General features: G+C 49.7%; 19 protein-coding genes. 9 read left to right on the forward strand and 10 right to left on the reverse strand.

What is annotated here, in order from left to right; all coding sequences use genetic code 11:
* The first annotated feature begins 354 nt into the window (after positions 1-354).
* Positions 355-1,398, forward strand: a complete 1,044-nt coding sequence (gene ruvB, locus H9Q13_RS14040) for a Holliday junction branch migration DNA helicase RuvB (protein WP_191184433.1) — start codon at positions 355-357, stop codon at positions 1,396-1,398.
* Between the two features lie 81 nt (positions 1,399-1,479).
* On the opposite strand, the gene H9Q13_RS14045 is transcribed toward ruvB, so the two are convergent.
* A complete protein-coding gene (locus H9Q13_RS14045) occupies positions 1,480-2,256 on the reverse strand; it encodes an antA/AntB antirepressor family protein (RefSeq protein WP_191184434.1) in 777 nt (258 codons plus the stop codon).
* A gap of 424 nt (positions 2,257-2,680) precedes the next feature.
* On the opposite strand from H9Q13_RS14045, the gene queG reads away from it, so the two are divergent.
* Positions 2,681-3,628 (forward strand): tRNA epoxyqueuosine(34) reductase QueG, encoded by a 948-nt coding sequence (gene queG, locus H9Q13_RS14050; RefSeq protein WP_224744292.1) that lies wholly within the window; start codon positions 2,681-2,683, stop codon positions 3,626-3,628.
* Here queG and H9Q13_RS18060 read toward each other — a convergent pair.
* Positions 3,619-3,810, reverse strand: coding sequence for a hypothetical protein (locus tag H9Q13_RS18060; protein WP_224744293.1), 192 nt, complete (start codon positions 3,808-3,810; stop codon positions 3,619-3,621). The two genes, queG and H9Q13_RS18060, sit on opposite strands and share 10 nt — an antisense overlap.
* 309 nt (positions 3,811-4,119) lie before the next feature.
* Between H9Q13_RS18060 and H9Q13_RS14055 the strand changes: the two genes are divergently transcribed.
* Complete coding sequence (locus H9Q13_RS14055) at positions 4,120-5,568, forward strand: BatD family protein (protein ID WP_191184435.1); 1,449 nt, start codon at positions 4,120-4,122, stop codon at positions 5,566-5,568.
* Positions 5,565-6,644 carry a chorismate synthase gene (aroC, locus tag H9Q13_RS14060; RefSeq protein ID WP_191184436.1) on the forward strand — a complete coding sequence of 360 codons (1,080 nt, stop codon included), beginning with the start codon at positions 5,565-5,567 and terminating at the stop codon, positions 6,642-6,644. The genes H9Q13_RS14055 and aroC overlap by 4 nt, the downstream gene beginning before the upstream one ends.
* A gap of 86 nt (positions 6,645-6,730) precedes the next feature.
* Here the strand turns inward: aroC and H9Q13_RS14065 are convergent, their stop codons facing one another.
* Positions 6,731-8,122, reverse strand: coding sequence for a sodium:proton antiporter (locus H9Q13_RS14065; protein ID WP_191184437.1), 1,392 nt, complete (start codon positions 8,120-8,122; stop codon positions 6,731-6,733).
* Between the two features lie 264 nt (positions 8,123-8,386).
* Here H9Q13_RS14065 and H9Q13_RS14070 point away from each other — a divergent pair, with 264 nt between their 5' ends.
* Positions 8,387-9,001: a NifU family protein gene (locus H9Q13_RS14070; protein WP_191184438.1), complete on the forward strand. Its 615-nt coding sequence runs from the start codon at positions 8,387-8,389 to the stop codon at positions 8,999-9,001.
* A gap of 197 nt (positions 9,002-9,198) precedes the next feature.
* Here the strand turns inward: H9Q13_RS14070 and secDF are convergent, their stop codons facing one another.
* The 7 genes from secDF to H9Q13_RS14105 form a co-directional block, all read right to left on the reverse strand.
* Positions 9,199-12,198, reverse strand: a complete 3,000-nt coding sequence (gene secDF, locus H9Q13_RS14075; protein ID WP_191184439.1) for a protein translocase subunit SecDF — start codon at positions 12,196-12,198, stop codon at positions 9,199-9,201.
* Between the two features lie 170 nt (positions 12,199-12,368).
* Entirely contained in the window at positions 12,369-12,740 is a 372-nt protein-coding gene (locus tag H9Q13_RS14080; RefSeq protein ID WP_224744294.1) for an RNA methyltransferase, read from the reverse strand.
* 43 nt (positions 12,741-12,783) lie between these two features.
* A complete protein-coding gene (locus H9Q13_RS14085) occupies positions 12,784-13,476 on the reverse strand; it encodes a potassium channel family protein (RefSeq protein WP_191184440.1) in 693 nt (230 codons plus the stop codon).
* Positions 13,476-14,093 (reverse strand): uridine kinase, encoded by a 618-nt coding sequence (gene udk / locus H9Q13_RS14090; RefSeq protein WP_191184441.1) that lies wholly within the window; start codon positions 14,091-14,093, stop codon positions 13,476-13,478. The genes H9Q13_RS14085 and udk overlap by 1 nt, the downstream gene beginning before the upstream one ends.
* Before the next feature lie 85 nt (positions 14,094-14,178).
* The gene (locus H9Q13_RS14095) at positions 14,179-14,757 is read right to left on the reverse strand and encodes a non-canonical purine NTP diphosphatase (protein WP_191184442.1); all 579 of its coding nucleotides are present in this window, start codon (positions 14,755-14,757) and stop codon (positions 14,179-14,181) included.
* Between the two features lie 121 nt (positions 14,758-14,878).
* Entirely contained in the window at positions 14,879-15,217 is a 339-nt protein-coding gene (locus tag H9Q13_RS14100; protein WP_191184443.1) for a hypothetical protein, read from the reverse strand.
* 20 nt (positions 15,218-15,237) lie between these two features.
* Complete coding sequence (locus tag H9Q13_RS14105) at positions 15,238-15,747, reverse strand: phosphoribosyltransferase family protein (protein ID WP_191184444.1); 510 nt, start codon at positions 15,745-15,747, stop codon at positions 15,238-15,240.
* A 177-nt stretch (positions 15,748-15,924) separates the two neighbouring features.
* Here H9Q13_RS14105 and H9Q13_RS14110 point away from each other — a divergent pair, with 177 nt between their 5' ends.
* The 4 genes from H9Q13_RS14110 to H9Q13_RS14125 all read left to right on the forward strand — a co-directional run bounded on the left by H9Q13_RS14110 (position 15,925) and on the right by H9Q13_RS14125 (position 19,250).
* Complete coding sequence (locus H9Q13_RS14110) at positions 15,925-16,170, forward strand: type B 50S ribosomal protein L31 (protein ID WP_076420761.1); 246 nt, start codon at positions 15,925-15,927, stop codon at positions 16,168-16,170.
* A gap of 147 nt (positions 16,171-16,317) precedes the next feature.
* Entirely contained in the window at positions 16,318-16,758 is a 441-nt protein-coding gene (locus H9Q13_RS14115) for a hypothetical protein (RefSeq protein WP_191184445.1), read from the forward strand.
* Between the two features lie 70 nt (positions 16,759-16,828).
* A complete protein-coding gene (locus H9Q13_RS14120) occupies positions 16,829-18,034 on the forward strand; it encodes a GlmU family protein (RefSeq protein WP_191184446.1) in 1,206 nt (401 codons plus the stop codon).
* 88 nt (positions 18,035-18,122) lie between these two features.
* Positions 18,123-19,250, forward strand: a complete 1,128-nt coding sequence (locus H9Q13_RS14125; RefSeq protein ID WP_191184447.1) for a DNA polymerase III subunit — start codon at positions 18,123-18,125, stop codon at positions 19,248-19,250.
* Positions 19,251-19,252: the final 2 nt, after the last annotated feature.

The raw sequence follows: 19,252 nt of genomic DNA on the forward strand, positions 1-19,252 counted from the left end.
ACATGGAGAGGCAGCTGCGCAGGTGGCTGCCTTTGTTGTCTGAATCAGGATTTACAGGATTAATAATGATTTTCAGGATTTCTCACATAGAAATAAAATGTAGTGAGAAGGTCTACCATAACTTTCGATAGGTAAGAAAAGGGTTTGAACCAAACGGCTATAAAAATCCTGTAAATTTTAAAATACTGTAAATCCTAATTCAGATGAATTACTAATGATATTAGATTTATGGCTGATTACTATAAAATAATTAGCAAAATTCAGTAAATTCGTCAGCAGAAATGGAGCGAAAGCAACGCTGATACTGTTACCTTTAGGTATAGCAAAAGCGCTAATTAGAATACATCATATTTTATGAGAGAAGATTATCTGACAGGCGAGAGCGGCTACATGTCGCCAGCTGAGAAAGACATCGATAAAGCACTCCGCCCCCTCAGTTTCCATGACTTTACTGGTCAGGCAAAGGTGGTGGAGAACCTCAAGATATTTGTGCAGGCAGCAAAACGTCGAGGCGAGGCCCTGGACCACGTGCTCTTACACGGACCTCCGGGTTTGGGTAAAACCACATTGTCGCATATCATTGCCTCCGAGCTGGACGCAGGGATAAAAATGACCTCCGGACCGGTGCTGGACAAGCCAAGCGACCTGGCAGGTTTGCTCACCAACCTCGACCCGAACGACGTGCTGTTCATTGACGAGATACACCGACTCAACCCGATTGTGGAGGAGTACCTGTACTCGGCGATGGAAGATTACAAGATCGACATCATGCTGGACTCTGGCCCCAATGCCCGTTCCGTGCAGATTAGCTTGAACCCGTTCACACTCATTGGTGCGACTACGCGGTCCGGCTTGCTGACGGCTCCGCTTCGTGCCCGATTCAGTATCAACAGCCGTCTGGAGTACTACGATGCCGAGCTGCTGACTTCTATCGTGAAGCGTTCGTCGGCTTTGTTGGGTGCGCCCATACACGAGGACGCCGCCTTCGAGATTGCCCGCCGTAGCCGTGGTACGCCGCGTATCGCCAACAACCTGCTGCGTCGTACCCGTGACTTTGCCCAGGTGAAAAGCAATGGTACCATTGATGTGGAGATTGCCCGCTTCGCCTTGGCTGCACTGGATGTGGACCATAACGGCCTGGATGATATGGATAAGCGCATTCTGTCCTGCATCATCGACAAGTATAAAGGCGGTCCGGTAGGTATATCCACCATCGCGACGGCCTGCGGTGAAGAGGCAGAAACTATTGAGGAAGTTTACGAACCATTCCTGATTCAGGAAGGTTACATTAAGCGTACGGCCCGTGGTCGTGAGGCGACCGAAGCCGCTTACCGCCACCTTGGTAAAGTACCACCCACGCAAGTGGTATCCGGCGGGCTGTTCGATCAGGCTGAATAAAAGCTGTTTGTGATATATTGGAAAAAAGCAGGCCGAAGGCCTGTTTTTTTGTTTTTGTAGTGTTATTCCAGAACTAGAAATCTAGGCCAAGCTACCTAATAGTTTAGCGCGATCATTTTTATTCTTTAGTAGAGATATTGTTTTTATTTGAGATGGACTTTTGAAATCAATTAAAAGACCATTATCATTATAAATTTCGGGCTTCAGTTCTTTAGCAATTGTCTCCATAAAGCTGCCCATGTTTTTTGCATAGATAGTTGATTTACCCATTGCTATAAACAGGTCTATTGTAGCTTGTCGTATGAGCTCATGTTTTTTCAAGTGTAGTAATGCCTGCCGCTCTGATGTATACTTTTTTCCTATTGCCTGCATCATGTCTTGAAGCTGCTTCTTTGAGTATCCAAAAAGCTTGGCACGATAATCCCACCAATTTTTTGGCCTTTCCATAAACTCAAAATGCTCACTTTGAAGCATCTTTTGTACAGAGAAGAAGCCCATAACCTTACAAAGATCAAATAATGCTGATATCTGTAGGTGATTCAGCCTAGCCCCTTCATTAACCTCACTATCAAGGCGCAGAAGATAATCTCGTAATGCTTTGCCTTTGTCTGTTCGCTGGATCATAGCTATGTGCTTTGCCATATCTAGTTGCACAGCCCATTCCTTTTTCTCATTATAGTCTCCGTCAGGTAAAGCAATCTGCTTAGGGTGATAGCTATAGTCTTCGTTAAGCACAAAGCCATACCCTAGTATATGAGAGAACCATTCACTTAATGGAGAGTCAATCTCTAAATGAGCATGTAGATCGCTTGCCCATACATATGGGGTTCCTTTCGGGGAATAATGGATGTTTACCATTGTTAGAAGGGTAAATTTTAGATGTACAAAAGAACTTCTTGTTTAATATTAAACTCTAAGGCTATCAAGCATGCCCGACACTCTACTTAACTTAAATTAGGGACCCATTTTTAACTGCTGTATTTCTTTTTCAGGAGTATTAACGTGCTCTTATTTAAATAGCTAAATGTGAAGATAGTAATAATTGCATTGTTAGATATGTCGTGTATCAATTTTGTGGATAAATTGTGCATTTTGTGGAAAATTGCACTTAGGTAGGTTTGTTGAGATAAGAATATGCAGGTTATTCCTCAGCTACAGAGTTAGTTAAATGAGTATTTCTTGTGATCTGATTTGTAAAATATCGTGTATGTATCAATAAACTTTATTTTACCGTAAATTTGTTCTCTCCAAGGTATAGCTATACCTGAGCGACCTACATATTTTGAACAAAGCACAAACTACATACCTTATTAAGCAAAAAGCGCAGGAACTGGGTTTCATGTACTGTGGCGTTTCCAAAGCGGATTTTCTGGAAGAGGAGGCCCCACGACTGGAGAGCTGGCTGAAGCAGAACATGCACGGGCAGATGCACTACATGGAAAACCACTTCGACAAGCGGCTCGATCCGCGGCTGTTGGTGGAGGGAGCCAAGTCGGTAGTGTCTTTGCTTCTGAACTACTTTCCCGAAAAGGATAGCCAGCAACCCAACGAAGGGACTTACAAAGTGTCGAAGTATGCTTACGGAACGGATTATCACTTTGTCATCAAAGACAAGCTGAAGACGCTGCTGCAGTATATCAACGAGGAGGTAGGAGAGGTAGGTGGCCGTTGCTTCGTAGACTCAGCCCCGGTACTCGACAAGGCCTGGGCCAAGAAGAGCGGGTTGGGTTGGGTAGGCAAAAACTCTAACCTGATCACGCCGCAGGTAGGTAGTTTTTATTTCATCGCCGAGTTGATCATCGATCTGGAACTGGAATATGACGGGCCCATCAAGGACTACTGCGGTTCCTGTACCCGTTGCCTCGACGCCTGCCCGACCGATGCCATTGTAGCGCCTTATGTGGTGGATGGGAGCAAGTGCATTTCTTACTTCACCATTGAGCTGAAAGACCAGCTGCCGCAGGAAATGAACGGGAAATTCGGCAACTGGATATTTGGCTGCGACATCTGCCAGGACGTTTGCCCCTGGAACCGTTTCAGCAAGCCGCATAAAGAGCCTGCCTTTGAGCCGCACCCGCAACTCAAGGAGATGAAAACATCTGATTGGGAGGAAATTACGCAGGAAGTCTTCAGTCAGCTGTTTAAGAAGTCAGCCGTGAAGCGAACCGGCTACAAGGGCTTGCTGCGCAATATTCAGTTCGTTGAGCAAACCACAGACCCTCAGGCCTGAGCCTTGGAAAAGACCTTGTTCAGTACATAAAGGTACATCTCCGAAAATTTTTCATAGCACCATTGCTTCAGCTGTTTTATCTCTTCCGGAACAAGCACTTTGAATGCTTTTCTAAGTTCTTTTTCAAACAGCTTCTTGTCAAAGCTTACCTTCAACAAAATAGTTTTAATGTACTCCAGCATTTTGGTAAGTGTAAAAAAAGGTATTTTGTTTAGATATACGAAGTTAGGGTAAAAAGTTGACTTAGAGTTGATTGATTTGTAAAATATTGAGTTAACGGCCTGGTTTATAGCATGAAATCCCGAATTTGTGCGTTGTTGCTCTTTGTAGGAAACGTCACTTGCCTGCTCATATTTTGCTGACTCAAAGTATAGGGTCGAGTTGCTGTGCCCATGCAATGCAGCGGAACGCGTCTTTTATGGGTGCGATATTATTGTGAGGCGGAGAAGTAAGAATTTGTAAATTTGCTAAAAGCCTGAGACTGCACCCTTATGCGCCTGACTATTGCCTTCATATTCCTATACCTGTTTGCCCTGGTTCCGGCCTTGGCGCAGCAAGCGCGTATAGAGCTTGGCAAAAGTCCGATGCCTATCAATACCTACTTCACCATTTCCATCAGACTGCAGGACCAGCAACTGAAGGAGTACTCGCCCTTCCCGGAGATCGAAGGCTTCAAAAAGAGCAACAAATTCTCCTCGACCAAAACGGTGATAGCCGCCGGAAAAACCACCACCGTACTGACGATCACCCAGAACTATGCCGCACTGGCAGAAGGCGATTATGAGCTGAAGCCTTTTACCATGAAGGTTAACGGCCAGAATCTGCAGTCGGCAGGTATAAAAATTAAAGTAGGGCCAATGGCCACCGCAAGCCCGCAGGGGCCTGACTTATCCAATCTGTTGATTCCACAGCAGCCCGAGCAGGGAGAGGAGCGCCCGCAAGAGTATGTGGATCAGGAAGACAATGCATTCCTGACGCTCTATACCGATAAGAAAGACGTGTTTGTGGGCGAGGGCCTGAACATCGTGCTCTACTTCTATCTGGCAGAAGAAGACCAGCGGCTGCTGGATTTCCACGACTTCGGCAACCAGATTACCGGCATCCTGCGCCAGTTAAAGCAGCCCAATGCCTGGGAAGAAGTGTTTGAGATAGATGAGGTAACGCCGGAGCAGGTAACCGTGCAGGGCAAACCATACCTGCGTTTTCGGCTATATGAGGCGGTGCTTTACCCCCTCACCACCGAGCCACTCCGGTTCCCGCAACTTGCCCTGCGCATGATCAAATACAAAGTGGCCGTTAACCCGACTTTGCAGGAAGACCGCCTCGAAGGATATAAAGTTTTTTTCGCACGGGAGCGTGCTATACCTGTAAAGGAACTGCCGCCGCACCCGCTCCGTGACGTGGTGCCGGTCGGGCAGTATACCTTGCGTGAGGGGTTGTCAAATAAAACGGTACCGGTAAACAAGAGCTTTACTTACCTGTTTGAGCTGGAAGGAGAAGGGAACCTGGCTGCCATCATGCCCCCCACACCCGCCAATACGGGTACGCTGGACTTTTACTCACCGGACCTGCAGCAGGATATCACCCGCATGGCAGGGCGCGTGCAGGGTGTAAAACGATTTGACTACTCGGTGCTGGGACGGGTGCCGGGTACCTACAACCTGGGCGACGACTTCCAGTGGATTTACTTTAACCCGGCGACAGCCACCTACGATACGCTTCGCTCCTCGTTGACTGTGACGGTAACAGGTATAGCTGACTCCAGAACGATGATGCTGGCAAGGGACCTGGGGCCATTTTACAAGATCATCGAAAACGAGGACCACACCCTGGTCAGCCTTTACAAAGAGGAAGATATAAAGCGGTATACTAACATTATCTTACTGGTGCTGTTAGCCGTGTCAGGGTTCATTTTCTTAAAGACTAGACACATCAAATGAGTAATTCATACGGCAAACTATTTCGGATAACCACTTTCGGCGAATCGCATGGCGCGGCCGTGGGCGTGATCGTGGATGGCTGTCCGGCAGGGCTGGAAATCTCCGCCGAAGAGATACAGAAGGCACTCGACAGGCGACGGCCCGGACAGTCTGATATCACTACCCCTCGCAAGGAGGAAGATAAGGTAACCATACTTTCCGGCATATTCGAGGGCAAAACCACCGGCACGCCCATCGCGCTTGTAGTAGGCAACAAAGACCAGGCAAGCCACGACTACTCGCATGTGGCGCAGGCTTTCCGTCCGTCGCATGCCGACTACACCTATACCGCCAAGTATGGCTTGCGCGATCACCGGGGTGGTGGCCGAAGCTCAGCCCGCGAAACCGTGGCCCGTGTGGCGGCAGGTGCGCTGGCAGCCAAACTGTTGCAGCATTACGGTATAACGGTGCAGTCTTATGTGTCGCAGGTGGGCAGTATCAAGGTGCGCAAGCCCTACAATCAACTCGACCTATCGCAGATAGACGCCAACAAAGTGCGCTGTCCCGATGGCAAAACAGCTGCCCGCATGATTGGCCTGATAGAAGACGCACGCGACAGCCTCGACACGATTGGTGGTGTGGTGAGTTGCGTGGTACAGGGTGTTCCAGCAGGTCTGGGAGAGCCTGTGTTTGATAAACTGCATGCTGAGTTGGGCAAGGCCATGCTAAGCATTAACGCTGTGAAAGGCTTTGAGTATGGCAGTGGTTTTGAAGGGGTGAAGCTGCGTGGCTCGGAGCACAACGACCAGTTCTATACAGATGAGCAAGGCAAAGTGCGCACTCGTACCAACCATTCAGGCGGTATACAGGGGGGCATTAGCAACGGACAGGATATTTACTTCAATGTAGCTTTTAAACCTGTAGCCACCATCCTGCAGCCCCAGCAAACCATCAACGACGTCGGCGAGGAGATTACCTTGCAAGGTAAAGGCCGCCACGACCCCTGCGTGCTCCCGCGTGCCGTACCGATCGTGGATGCCATGGCCGCGCTGGTGCTGGCAGATTTCCTGTTGAGGCAAAGGGGGAATAGATTGTAAAGTGCTTTACAGATATCCTAAAATAACAAAAGAGCCGCTCCCTTTAACTAGGAGTGGCTCTTTTGTTTATAGCTATACTTTCAGCTTTAGAACAGTCGCAGGTGCACTACCAGGAACCATACCAGCGCCAGAATGGGCAGCAGGAAAGGGATAGAGTAACGCAGGATATACGCAAAGAAAGAAGGCATTTTGATGCCTGCGCTTTCCGCGATGGCTTTCACCATAAAGTTTGGCCCGTTGCCAATGTAGGTGAAGGCTCCAAAGAGTACGGCAGCCAGCGAAATGGCCTCCAGTTGAATAAGCGTTTCCATACCAGCGGCACCAGTTCCCGAAGCATACAGGCGCACATCTGCCACACTGTTCTGGGCCAGGTCAAACTTGGCCATACCCAAAGACAGGAAGTTGGCGTAGGTTGGCGCATTGTCCAGGAAGCCTGAAAGCGAACCCGTTGTCCAGTAAAGGAAGTTCGGGGTGATGTACTGCGAGAACTGAGGCGAAGAGGCGATCTCAGCTGAAAGCTGCAGCGCCGGCATCATCGTGAAGAAGATACCGAAGAACAGGAACACCACCTCCAGGATAGGATGGAAGTTGAACTGGTTGCCTGCCAGCGCCGTCTTGCTTGAAAAACGGAAACATAAAAAGGCGGCAGTCAGCTGAATGATTTCACGCAGGAAAGAGATTTTAGAACCATCATAGTAGATGTGTGGCAAGCCGTCGATCACGTTCGGGTCCAGGAAAACTGCGCCAATGATGATGGCCAGCCAAACCAGGTTGCGCTTCCCGATGAAATGGAACTCGATCTTTTCGTTGTTCTTAGCCACAACCTCAGGGCGTGGCGTGTATTCCGTTTCCTTGTTGCGGCGGTCCACAAAAAAGAACATCAGGCACAGCAAAATAATGGAAAGTACCCAAGGCGTGAAAAGGTGCTGCAGAGTCCAGAAGAACGGTACACCCTTGATAAAGCCGATGAACAGGGGCGGGTCTCCGAGTGGGGTAAGCAAACCGCCCGCATTACTCACGATAAAGATGAAGAATACAATCTGGTAAGGCTTGATGCGGTGAATGTTGAGTCGGATGAAAGGGCGGATCAGCAGCAGGGAAGCTCCGGTGGTGCCGATAAAGTTAGCCAGAATAGCTCCTACCGCTACCAAGGCCACGTTCATGGCAGGGGTGGCGTTGGCATTGACATTGAGGTAAATACCGCCCGCCGCAATGTAGAGTGAGCTAAGCAGGACCGCAAATGTAATATACTCTGCCAATGTGTGCACTGGCATATGGGTGTCGCCTAGCACAAGCAGGTAGTAAGCCAGAACAGTCAGGCCAAGTACAACGGCCACTGTTTTGTAATTGTGCTCCCAGAAGTGACCGAAGAAAATCGGGCCGGCAGCAATCATACCTATCAGAACCAGGAAAGGTATGATCAGGAACATGGGTAAGGCGTGCTGGGCTTGCGCTAGCAGGATGTAGTTGTATAGCATGCTAAACGTGCTGTGTTTAAGTCGGAACAAAAATTTAACTGCGCACAAAGTTACATTTTCTGGGCTAAATAGCTAGCCAAATTGCAGGATAGGCCCAGCTAATTGGCCGTTTGCACCGCGGACTTACCCGACAAATGCAGGGGCTATATGGAGTTGGATGTTGCGACGCTACTTATAAGCTGCACTATCACTTGTCAGAATAATTGAGTAATTTTGGAAACTTAAAGGCGCATGCCAAAGTTTTAATCTAAAACGCTGATATCCATGTTAGATAATAAAGAAAAAACGGTTTCGGTATACGCCGAAGCCAACCCGAACCCCGAGTCCATGAAGTTTGTGATGAACGTAGGCCTGCTGCCTGACGGCCAGAGCGTGGATTATCCGAACCTGGAGAGTGCTGCTGATTCCCCGCTGGCGCAGGAACTGTTCAACTTCGACTATGTATCCCGTGTCTTCATTGCGAGCAATTTTGTGACCATTACAAAAGGCACCGATATGGAGTGGGTGAAGCTTATACCTGAGCTGCGCACCTTCCTTAAGTCCTATGTAGAGGCTGGTGGCCCAATCTTCGTGGAAGGTTTCCAGGCAAACAAGCCAGTTGCAAGCACTGAAGAAAACGGTGAGGTGTCGGAGGACGACGCGGCTATTGCAAAGAAAGTGACTGATCTGCTGGAAAACTATGTGCGTCCAGCCGTAGAGCAAGATGGCGGAAACATCTCTTTCAAGTCTTACAAAGACGGTGTGGTAACAGTACACCTGCAAGGCTCTTGCAGCGGCTGCCCATCTGCCACTGTAACGCTGAAGGCAGGTATAGAGAACCTGTTGAAGCGCATGGTGCCTGAAGTTACTGAAGTAGTGGCTGACGGTGTGACCATCTAAAGAAACAACCAATAAGGTATAAAGGCCTGCTCTCTGCATAGGGAGCAGGCCTTTATGTTATTATAGCCCAGCAAGGTATTGCTGAGCAGGTGTAGTTCAACAATTTGTCAAAGCAGTCAGGTATGGCATAGACATAAAACAAAAACTCCCGCCCCTTTGCAGAGGCGGGAGTTTTCAGATTATAGAATCAGGTGTGCTTAGGCCACTTTAGCAGAAGCAACCGGCGTCTTTTTCTCTTTCACGGTATCGACCACGATTGGCGTAGCGATGAACAGGGAAGAGTAAGTACCGGCCAGTACACCGATAATCATGGCGAACGAGAAGCCTCTCAATACCTCACCACCGAAGATGAACAGGATCACCACCACGATGAACAAGGTTAGTGACGTGATGATCGTACGGCTGAACGTGCTGATGAGTGCTGGGTTTACCAGTTCACGCAGTGGCTTGTTCGGGTTGTCGTTCATGTATTCACGCACACGGTCAAAGATTACCACGGTATCGTTGATAGAGAAACCGATGATGGTCAGAACCGCAGCAATAAACACCTGGTCCATTTCGTAAGAAACGCCGAATAGGTCGAAGATCGAGAAGATCGCAATGATCATGAGGGCATCGTGCAACAAGGCAATTACACCACCCAGTGAGAACTGCCACTTGCTGAAGCGGATCATCACGTAGATGAAGATACCAACCAGCGCCAATAAGATGGCTACCAAGGCTGTTTTCTGAATGTCGTCGGCCATTGTAGCACCTACTTTAGAGGAGCTCAACACTTCCGGGGTTTGGTTGCTGTATTGCTCCAGACCCTGCATCAAAGCGGCTTTCACTTTCTCGTCGGCCTGAATGCTCTCGTCATCTGCCAACCAGCTGGTGGTAATTTTCACACGGTTAGAAGCTCCGAATGTCTTCACCTCTGTACCGGCAGACTCAAAATCGTCCAACAGCGCAGAGCGAACATCTGAAGCGGCAATTGCCTGATCAAACTCCACCACATAAGAACGGCCACCTTTAAAGTCAACGCCCAGGTTAGGGCCACCGTTGATGTACATCGCTACGAAACCGAATACCAGCACACCAAGTGAGAAAGCGTAAGCTGGCTTTCTGAATTTCATTACGTCGAACTTGATGTTGCGGAACATGTTAGCCGAAAGCACCGTGCCAAATGACAACTTGCCGCTCTTCTTGAAGGCACGCTCTACCAGGATTCTGGAAATGAACACAGAGGTGAAGAAGGAAGTCGCGATACCGATCATTAGCGTAATAGCAAAGCCTTTCACTGGACCAGAACCGAAGAAGTACAGGATAAAGCCTACCAGGAAGGTTGTTACGTTCGCATCCAAGATAGTCGAGAAAGCCTTGTCGTAACCTTTGTTGATCACTTCACGCATGCTCAGTCCTTTGAGCGACTCTTCTCGCATACGCTCGAATATAAGTACGTTCGCATCCACGGCCATACCCAGTGTCAACACGATACCGGCTATACCTGGCAATGTAAGAGCGGCGCCAAACTGTGCCAGCACACCCAGGATAAAGAACACGTTGAAAAGCAAGGCAAGGTCCGCGATGAAACCGCCACGGGCATAGTATGCGATCATGAAAATAATTACCATGATCAAACCAGCGATTGTAGAGATCAGACCCTGGTTGATGGCCTCCTGACCCAGTGATGGACCCACGATCGCCTCTTCCACGATACGGGTAGGGGCAGGCATCTTACCAGCTTTCAGGATATTGGCAAGGTCTTTCGCTTCTTCAATAGTGAAGTTACCGGAAATAGAAGAGTTACCACCGGTAATCTCGCCCTGCACCACTGGAGCAGAGTATACATAGTTGTCGAGTACGATCGCCACCTGACGGCCCACGTTATCGCCTGTCAGTTTTGCCCAGCGCTTGCTACCGGCAGGCGTCATGGTCATGTTGATCTCAGGTTGACCGTTCTGGTCGAAGTCCTGACGCGCATCGTTTACCGCATCACCCGTCATTGGTGCTTTGCCGTCACGGCCTTTCTTTACAGCATATAGCTCTACAAATTCCTGACGGTTGTCGCCTACAAGCGGCTTCACTGCCCACAGGAATTTCATGTTTGGAGGGAAGATGGCACGTACGTCAGCTCTGTGGAAGATCTCGTTGATCTTGGCTGTGTCGCGGGTGTTGGCACCGATACCACCTGGCATCTGCGTGAACAGACGGGCCAGTACGCCGGTTTGTCCCATATCCAGTGAGTCAAGGGCAGTGACTGAAGCGGCCGTGTCAGCCGTCTGAGCGGAAGCGATAGCGGCAGAGTCAGTAGTGGCGGCAGCTTGCGCCAGCACGTCGTCAGCGGCTGCGTCTTTTGTAGCGGCTGGTGTTGCGGCAGACTGAGGAGCCTGCATAGAAGTACGTCCCAGTTTAAGGCGTCCGGCCTTCTCTTCGGTGTTCAGGTGGTTGTCAAGCTGAGAGAAATAAGGAGAAACCTCTTCAGGGTTCCACACTTCCCAGAACTCCAGATTGGCCATACCTTGCAGGAGCTTGCGCACACGATCCGGGTTGTCTATACCTGGCAATTCGATCTGGATACGGCCGCTGTTGCCAAGACGCTGAATGTTAGGCTGGTTTACACCGAACTTGTCAACACGCGTGCGCAGGATGTTGAAGGAACGCTCGATCGCGTCTTCCACCTCTACGTCAATCACGTCGATCACCTCGGCGTTGCTTGACTCGTAGCTGATCTTGCCACGGTTGGCTGTGTTAGAGAAAATACGGCTCAGGCGTCCGTCCGGCTCTACCTCTCTGAAGGCCTCAGCGAACAGGGAAGTAAACTTCTCCTGGCTGTTTTTCTGCATTTCCTGCGCACGGGCAAGGGCCTTCAGGAAGTTAGGGTCTTTGCTGTTGCCAGACATAGACTTGATGATCTCTACCGGAGATACTTCCAGCACCACGTGCATACCGCCACGAAGGTCGAGGCCAAGGCCAAGCTCGCTCTCCTTTACTTCCTGGTAGGTATACTCAGCACCAAGGAAGTTGTAAACTGGCTCTTTCCACACCGAGTCCAGGTAAGACTGTTGTTTGGCGTGGTCTACGTTGCCTTGTGCGTCTGTGGCATAGGCCTCAGCATCTTTCTGCACACTGCGGGCAACGAACGAGAATGACAGGTAGTACAGGCAAAGCGCCGATACTATCAGGGTCATAACGATAATAAAATTCTTATTCCGCATGGGTTGGTTGATAAATAAAGTATAGTTGAAATAATGGTAATGCTCTGTCAATCACAGCGGTGCTATCTTACATGAACCAAGAAATGCCGTGAAACCGTTTCGCCATACCTGAGTTTTGGGTATGCGCAACGGGCCAGGTCCGAATCGGGCCTGCGGGGAAAGGAAATCGCTTAGGGAGCGTTGGGTTGAATGGAAACAGGGAAGAAGCGGGCTACAAAACCGGCTCCGGGCGCTCTGGCCGCATAGGCAGGCAGTGCTTCGTCGGCAGGTATGGCAAAGGCAGGTATAGGCGTGGGCTCCGTGGCGTCCTGCTCGAGGTTGAGCACCACAAAAGAAGTTGTGCCTTCCAGCGATACCTTCTGCTTGATAACGGTTTTTTCCTGTGGGGCATTTGCCAGGTGAGAGGCATGCTGCGCAGGTATACCTGAGGCATTGGAACTATACGCCACCACTTCCTGGCCATTGAGCATCAGCGCCCAAAGCAGGGTTACGGTCATCAAAAGATGCCGGAAATGTGGCAATATGTTAAATGCGGTTGGCATATAGAAAGCAAATGTAACGTCTTTCTCCGAAAAATAAAACCTGTTAGCGGTTTATATCAATAAATCGTTTGATGTCCTGCTTTTTTCCGATAAGAATCAGAATATCAGATGGATAGATAATGGTGTCGGCCTTCGGGACACCGATGATGTGCTCCACCTGGGTCGGTTTGCCATCCTGTATCTCCTCAAAGAAGCGCTTAATGGTGATCATGTTGAGGTTGTACTTCTCGCGCAGCGATATCTTGGCCAGGCTCTTGTTGGCGATGCCACGCGGGGTATTGATCTCCACAATCTCGTAGTTGTCGGGCAGCGGCAGGAAGGTGCGAATGTTGGGCTGCAGCAGGCGCTCAGCCACGGTTTTGCCTACTTCCCCTTCCGGCGAAAGGATTTCCTGCACCCCCATTTTCTCCAGAATACGACGCTGCTGCTTGTTGGATGCCCGTGTGATCACACGCTTGATATTAAGCTCCTGCAGGTTAGCCGTAGTAATCAGCAGGGCCTCGAAGTCCTCTCCGATAGCCACGATGGCCGCATCCATGTCCTGCACGTTCTGCGCTTCGAGAGCACGAATGTCGGTGGCGTCGAGGGCAACGGCGTAGGCCACCTCGTCCTTGATGGCTTCCACGTGGTCTTCATCGTTGTCGATGGCGAGCACCTCAGCACCACGCTCTGCGAGTGTGCGTGCGATGGAGTTGCCGAATATACCCAGGCCGATTACTACGAACTTGTGTCGCATTATTTTATCTTGGAGTTAAGGAATGTGGTCAGTACATCCAGTCCGCGCTCAAAATTCTCGTTGTTCGGGATGATGATGTCTGCGTCGTTTTTATAGGGCTTGATGTACTTTTCGTAAGTAGGCGCCACATGGTGGGTATAGCGGTAAAGCACATCGTCGAGGTCGTAGCCGCGCTCCACTTTGTCGCGCACGATGCGGCGCTGCAGCTTGATATACTCCTTGGCGTCAATGTATACCTTCAGGTCCAGCAGCTTGGCGATTTCCTCGAAGTAAAATACGAAGATACCCTCTACCACCACAATCGGCGCTGGCTTAAACTCCAGTTGCTTAGGCACTACGTTCGGGTTGTTGAAGGTATACTCCTGGCGGTGAACGGTTTCGCCCTTGCTCAATCGGAGGATGTCCTGAGCGTAGGCTTCGTCGTCGATGCAGGAGGGAAGGTCGAAATTGACTACCCCGTTGAGGTCGCGGGACTGGTGCTCGCGGTCTTTGTAATAGTTGTCCTGAGAGATCAGGCAAATATTTTCTGGTGAGAACGACGTGAGTAGCTTGTTCAAAAAAGTGGTTTTTCCTGAAGCACTACCTCCTGTGATTCCGACGATAAATGGCTTTTGCATTGGAAGTTATGGTTTCAGGCTACAAAATTAGTCTTTTAAGGCTTAAGTGGCTACTGCCAGGCCTAATAATTTTACCACCAAAACGTCACTGCGCCTTCAAAAATTCCACCAGCCTGCGTATCGCCTCCCCACGGTGGCTGATGGCATTCTTCTCCTCCGGGCTCATCTCGGCGAAGGTGCGGTCATGCCCCTCAGGTGTAAATACAGGGTCGTATCCGAAGCCTTTATCACCTTTCCATTCGGTGGTGATATGGCCGTTCACAGTGCCCTCAAACTGGTGCTCCTGCCCGTCCAGGTATAGCGTAATGGATGTTCTGAAACGGGCGCGTCGGATGTCGTGGCCTTCCAGGTTCTGGAGCAGGCGGCGGATGTTGTCGGCGTCGCTGCGCTGCGGTCCGGCATAGCGGGCCGAGTACACGCCCGGCTCGCCGCAGAGGGCATCCACTTCCAGCCCGGTGTCGTCGGCAAAGCAATTGACTTTGTAGTTCTCCCACACATACTGCGCCTTCTGCCGCGAGTTGCCTTCCAGCGTGTCCTGTTCCTCGGCCAGTTCTTCGTGGCAGCCAATGTCTTCCAAAGTCAGCAGCTTGTACTTGCCTTCGAGCATGCGGCTCACTTCGGCTACTTTGTTTTTATTGTTGGTGGCGAAGCAGATTTCTTTCATGGATCAGGATTTTCGGGATTAATAAAGGATATCCAGGATTTTGGTGCCGGATTATGTAGCAAGTTTCCAGCGCCAAGTTAATTACTACGTGCTGCCGGATGTAAGGATTTTGAGGGACTCTTTACTGCTTGGGAGCAACTGCATCGGCTTGCGAACGCCGTTCCAGATTTTTCAGCTTAATATATCTTTTAGTATTGGAATTCCAGTGGTAGGCAAATATACCCAAACCGATTGCGCTGTAAATAAAAAACCTGACAAAAAAGTCGGAAGAAGTATAGGCATCGGCAAGTGCAGCGGTATCCCAAGCTTTTAGCACATCCCATACCTTTAACAGCTGCGACACGATTGCCAAGAGCATGCCCCACAGCAAGCCGCGTGTCAGAATGTAATGCCACTGGCCGCGCCTTTTTGCTTTAGCCCACTTGCCAAGGAATCGTGTTTCTTCTTTGTTCAGGTGCATGGCGATGTTAGGTTTTGATCTTAATGCAAGTACGCCGCGACTTCATTTTCCTGCAGCACTACATCCACACGCTCGCGCAGGGTAGTGGCCAGGGAGTAGCCTGTATAAGTAGAAGACACTGGGAACAAGGTATGGTGACGATTTACCAGTGTGGCAATTTCTACTTTTTTAGGATTTTGCGGCAGCAGGGCGTTCAAGGTATAGGCCAGCGTCTTGCCTGTGTTGAGCACGTCGTCCACAATAATGACTACAGTATTTTCCAGGTTGGCATTCTCAGGCGTAATGGCGACAGGCGATTGTAGCGGGGCCGTTTTGTCCAGCGATACCTGCAGCAGCGTTACCTTAAGCGGCGAAATTTTCTCCAGTTCGGCCGCCAGCATGCCAGCCAGGGTATAGCCGTTGCGGTGTATGCCTGCCAGGGCAAGTGTCTGTTCCTCAAAGTTTTGCTCGTATACCTCGTAAGCCATGCGGGTGATTTTTTGCCGTATCTGGCTTTGGTCGAGTATCAGATTTTGCTGTGAATGCTTCATGTAGGTATAGGTATAAGGTACAGTGCTGTGCCTGAGGCAAATTTAAATAATTATCGATAGGAACAGCATGCGATGGCAAATGAGTAAAATAATTTGGTTAGTAGCGTTTTAATTTCAAAAATACTTATTAAATTTGCAGTCCGATTCAGAAATTAAGGTTAATTAACGTTTATAATAATGAAAAAAGGCATTCACCCAGAATACAGAGAGGTGGTTTTCCAGGATATGACGAGTGATTTCAAATTTATCACACGTTCTACGATGAATTCTGACGAGAAAATCACAATGGAAGACGGCAAAGAATATCCAGTAATCAAAGTGGAAGTTTCTTCTGCGTCTCACCCTTTCTACACTGGCAAAAACATCTTCGTGGATACTGCTGGTCGTGTGGAGCGTTTCAACACACGTTACAAGAAAAAATAAGCAGGTATACCTGGTTAAAACGTTTCAAAAAAAGAGTCTTCTTGAGCATATCGGGAAGACTCTTTTACTTTTACCCAAGGTGAAGCAATTGGCCCGGTTTCTGTTATAGCAAAAACTATATATAAACGCCTGCCAAACCCCAGAACTATGAGACGTACAACTACTCACCTGCTTGCCTTGCTGTCGCTTTTCGCCTTTGCTTCCTGCGACAAAACTAAAGACGTTATACCTGAGCCAGAGCCGGTAGACAAAACCGTGGTCTTTGAAGTGTTCGGCAATCAGGACTTTTCCTACAGTCAGTATGGCGAGGAGGAGATAAGGATACAGTTGGTAATCAGCCGAATGAACAACTATGTGGCTGACGCGATACAAACGGTGGTGTTCGACAGCACTTTTACGATGGCCCTAAAGGATGTACCTGTGCGATCCAACAAAATGGTGATCAGGAAAACAGTGCCGGCTGTCTTGGACAAGAAGGAGCAGGTGTCTGTTGGGAGCGGGTATAATTACCGGCAACAATCCTTTGGCAAAAACCAGTCCTTCCCTGCCGATCAAGTAGAGAAGACTTTCCAGCTGACCGTCTATTGAGGAAAAGATTACACGTAATTAAGCCTGTCTTCCTGAACTATTTCGGGAAGACTTTTCTATTTTTGTAGCTATGAATATCATTCTCTTCGATGAACCTGTTATCCGGCAGTCGCTGCTGCCGCTGACTTTTACCAGACCAGTAGCCGGTATACGGGTAGGCATTATGACCATTGCCGAAAAATGGCAGACCTACGCGGGGGCAACCGTTTCGTTTCTGACGCAGCCCTACCTGCAGCAGAAGTTCGCCGCGCAGTTTCAGCCAGGCAGCCTGTACGTGAACGGAGCCGTTTGCCCTGATACGCAGCTGGTGCAGCAAGTAAAAGCCTTGCAAGCAGGTGAGAGCCTCTGGCATGATGGTCTATTGGTAGCCCTGCATGCAGGCAACGAGGAGTTTAAAACCATAGAAGACTTGGCCAACCATACCTTCGATGAGAAGCAGGATTGCCAGCCAGAAGCTATCATCCGGGAGGTATGGGAGATCTTTGTGCAGAACGGAGAGCAGATCCGCAGTGACTACAAGGTGCTGACGGATGGACGTGAGAGTCAGCCCATCGGCGACAAGTATACCATGGTGTATGGCGAGGAGAACATTTTCATTGAAGAAGGCGCCAAGATACGGGCGGCCATCCTCAATGCTGAAAACGGACCGATCTACATTGGCAAGAATGCACAGATACACGAGGGCGCGGTCATAAAAGGCCCCTTTGCGATTTGCGAAAGCAGCAACGTGAATGTGGGCGGCAAAATGCGCGGCGACGTCACCATCGGACCTTTCTCGAAGGTTGGCGGTGAAGTCGCGGCTTCGGTTATTTTTGGCTATACCAATAAAGGCCACGAAGGCTACCTGGGCAACTCGGTGCTGGGCGAGTGGTGCAACCTGGGTGCCGACACCAACACCTCGAACCTGAAGAACAATTACGCGGAGGTGAAAATCTGGAGCTATGCCAAAGGCGGCTTCAAGAACACGGGGCAGCAGTTCTGTGGCCTGATCATGGGCGATCACAGCAAAAGCGGCATCAACACGATGTTCAACACAGGCACAGTGGTTGGGGTGAGCGCTAACATCTTCGGGGCTGGTTATCCGCGCAATTTTATACCATCCTTTGCCTGGGGAGGCGCCTCAGGCTTCGAGACATTCCAGCTTCGCAAGGCCAACGAGGTAGCCGAGAAGGTAATGGAGCGACGCAGCCTGGCTTACGACGAAGTAGAGCAAAATATCATGGCCGAAATCTTTGAACAGACCCGTGAATACCGGGTGTGGGATAGGAAAGGCTAATGGCTAAATTGTTTAATGGTTAAATTGCTGTTTCCGTGGAATGTGAGTTTAACAATTTAACCATCCAACCATTTAACAGTTAACAAACGTGCATTTCTCTCAAATAAAAGGACATCAGGAAACGAAGGGGCTGCTTGTTAACTCGGTGCGGCAGAACCATGTGGCGCATGCGCAGCTGTTTCTGGGGCAGGAGGGGAGTGCCAACTTGGCGCTGGCGCTGGCCTATGCCACCTACATCAACTGCGAGGACCGACAACCCAATGACTCCTGCGGAACGTGCAACAGCTGCGTGAAAATGAACAAACTGGTGCATCCGGATTTCAACTTCGTGATGCCGGTAACCAGTACGAAGTCCGTCACCAAGGACGTGTTGAGCCAGAAATTCCTGACCGACTGGCGCGAGTTTGTGCTGGCCAACCCCTACCAGGGACTCAACGAGTGGATGCAGCATATTGGGGCCGAAAATAGACAGGGCAATATCTCCAAAGAGGAAAGCCGCCAGTTGGTGAAGCTGGTTTCGCTAAAGGCCTTTGAAGGTGATTACAAGATTGTCCTGATCTGGCTGCCGGAGCTGATGCATCCATTTGCCGCCAATGCCTTGCTCAAATTACTGGAGGAGCCCCCTGCCAAAACGCTTTTTCTGTTAGTGTCGCAGTCGGCCGAAAAATTATTGGCAACCATCACTTCCCGCACCCAGATTGTGCAGGTGCGGGCCTTCACGCAGGAAGAAGTGATCTCCTACCTGCAGGAAAAGCACGGACTCGACAACACAGCCGCCTACCAGATCGCGCAATTGGCGGAGGGCAGCCTGAATGCCGCTACAAAGCTCACCAGCGAGATCAGCAGCGATTACTTTACCTTCTTTACCGATTGGATGCGCAACTGCTATACCTACAAGTTCGATAAGGTGGTGGACAGCAGCGAGGAGTTTCAGAAGTTGGGCCGCGAGAACCAGAAGAACTTCCTGCTCTATGCGCTCAACCTGTTTCGCAAGGTCATGCTGTATGGCGTGGACGAGTCGCTGATTGCTTTTCTGCCGCCGAACGAGCTCGACTTTGTGCAGAAATTCTCCAAAGTGATCACGGAAAACAACGCCGGGAAACTCGCGCAGGAACTGAACGAGGCGCATTATCATATTGAACGGAACGCCAATCCGAAAATGGTATTCGTAGACAGCTCTATCCAGATTGCCGGATACCTGCGCAACGCAAATTAAGA

This window comes from Pontibacter aquaedesilientis, assembly GCF_014773225.1.
Classification (GTDB): Bacteria; Bacteroidota; Bacteroidia; order Cytophagales; family Hymenobacteraceae; genus Pontibacter; species Pontibacter aquaedesilientis.

Excerpts from the sequence above, each read along its gene's own strand:
- ruvB (WP_191184433.1), top strand. The coding sequence starts at position 355 with ATGAGAGAAGATTATCTGACAGGCGAGAGCGGCTACATGTCGCCAGCT.
- H9Q13_RS14045 (WP_191184434.1), bottom strand. The coding sequence starts at position 2,256 with ATGGTAAACATCCATTATTCCCCGAAAGGAACCCCATATGTATGGGCA.
- H9Q13_RS18060 (WP_224744293.1), bottom strand. The coding sequence starts at position 3,810 with ATGCTGGAGTACATTAAAACTATTTTGTTGAAGGTAAGCTTTGACAAG.
- H9Q13_RS14055 (WP_191184435.1), top strand. The coding sequence starts at position 4,120 with ATGCGCCTGACTATTGCCTTCATATTCCTATACCTGTTTGCCCTGGTT.
- aroC (WP_191184436.1), top strand. The coding sequence starts at position 5,565 with ATGAGTAATTCATACGGCAAACTATTTCGGATAACCACTTTCGGCGAA.
- H9Q13_RS14065 (WP_191184437.1), bottom strand. The coding sequence starts at position 8,122 with ATGCTATACAACTACATCCTGCTAGCGCAAGCCCAGCACGCCTTACCC.
- H9Q13_RS14070 (WP_191184438.1), top strand. The coding sequence starts at position 8,387 with ATGTTAGATAATAAAGAAAAAACGGTTTCGGTATACGCCGAAGCCAAC.
- secDF (WP_191184439.1), bottom strand. The coding sequence starts at position 12,198 with ATGCGGAATAAGAATTTTATTATCGTTATGACCCTGATAGTATCGGCG.
- H9Q13_RS14080 (WP_224744294.1), bottom strand. The coding sequence starts at position 12,740 with ATGCCAACCGCATTTAACATATTGCCACATTTCCGGCATCTTTTGATG.
- H9Q13_RS14085 (WP_191184440.1), bottom strand. The coding sequence starts at position 13,476 with ATGCGACACAAGTTCGTAGTAATCGGCCTGGGTATATTCGGCAACTCC.
- udk (WP_191184441.1), bottom strand. The coding sequence starts at position 14,093 with ATGCAAAAGCCATTTATCGTCGGAATCACAGGAGGTAGTGCTTCAGGA.
- H9Q13_RS14095 (WP_191184442.1), bottom strand. The coding sequence starts at position 14,757 with ATGAAAGAAATCTGCTTCGCCACCAACAATAAAAACAAAGTAGCCGAA.
- H9Q13_RS14100 (WP_191184443.1), bottom strand. The coding sequence starts at position 15,217 with ATGCACCTGAACAAAGAAGAAACACGATTCCTTGGCAAGTGGGCTAAA.
- H9Q13_RS14105 (WP_191184444.1), bottom strand. The coding sequence starts at position 15,747 with ATGAAGCATTCACAGCAAAATCTGATACTCGACCAAAGCCAGATACGG.
- H9Q13_RS14110 (WP_076420761.1), top strand. The coding sequence starts at position 15,925 with ATGAAAAAAGGCATTCACCCAGAATACAGAGAGGTGGTTTTCCAGGAT.
- H9Q13_RS14115 (WP_191184445.1), top strand. The coding sequence starts at position 16,318 with ATGAGACGTACAACTACTCACCTGCTTGCCTTGCTGTCGCTTTTCGCC.
- H9Q13_RS14120 (WP_191184446.1), top strand. The coding sequence starts at position 16,829 with ATGAATATCATTCTCTTCGATGAACCTGTTATCCGGCAGTCGCTGCTG.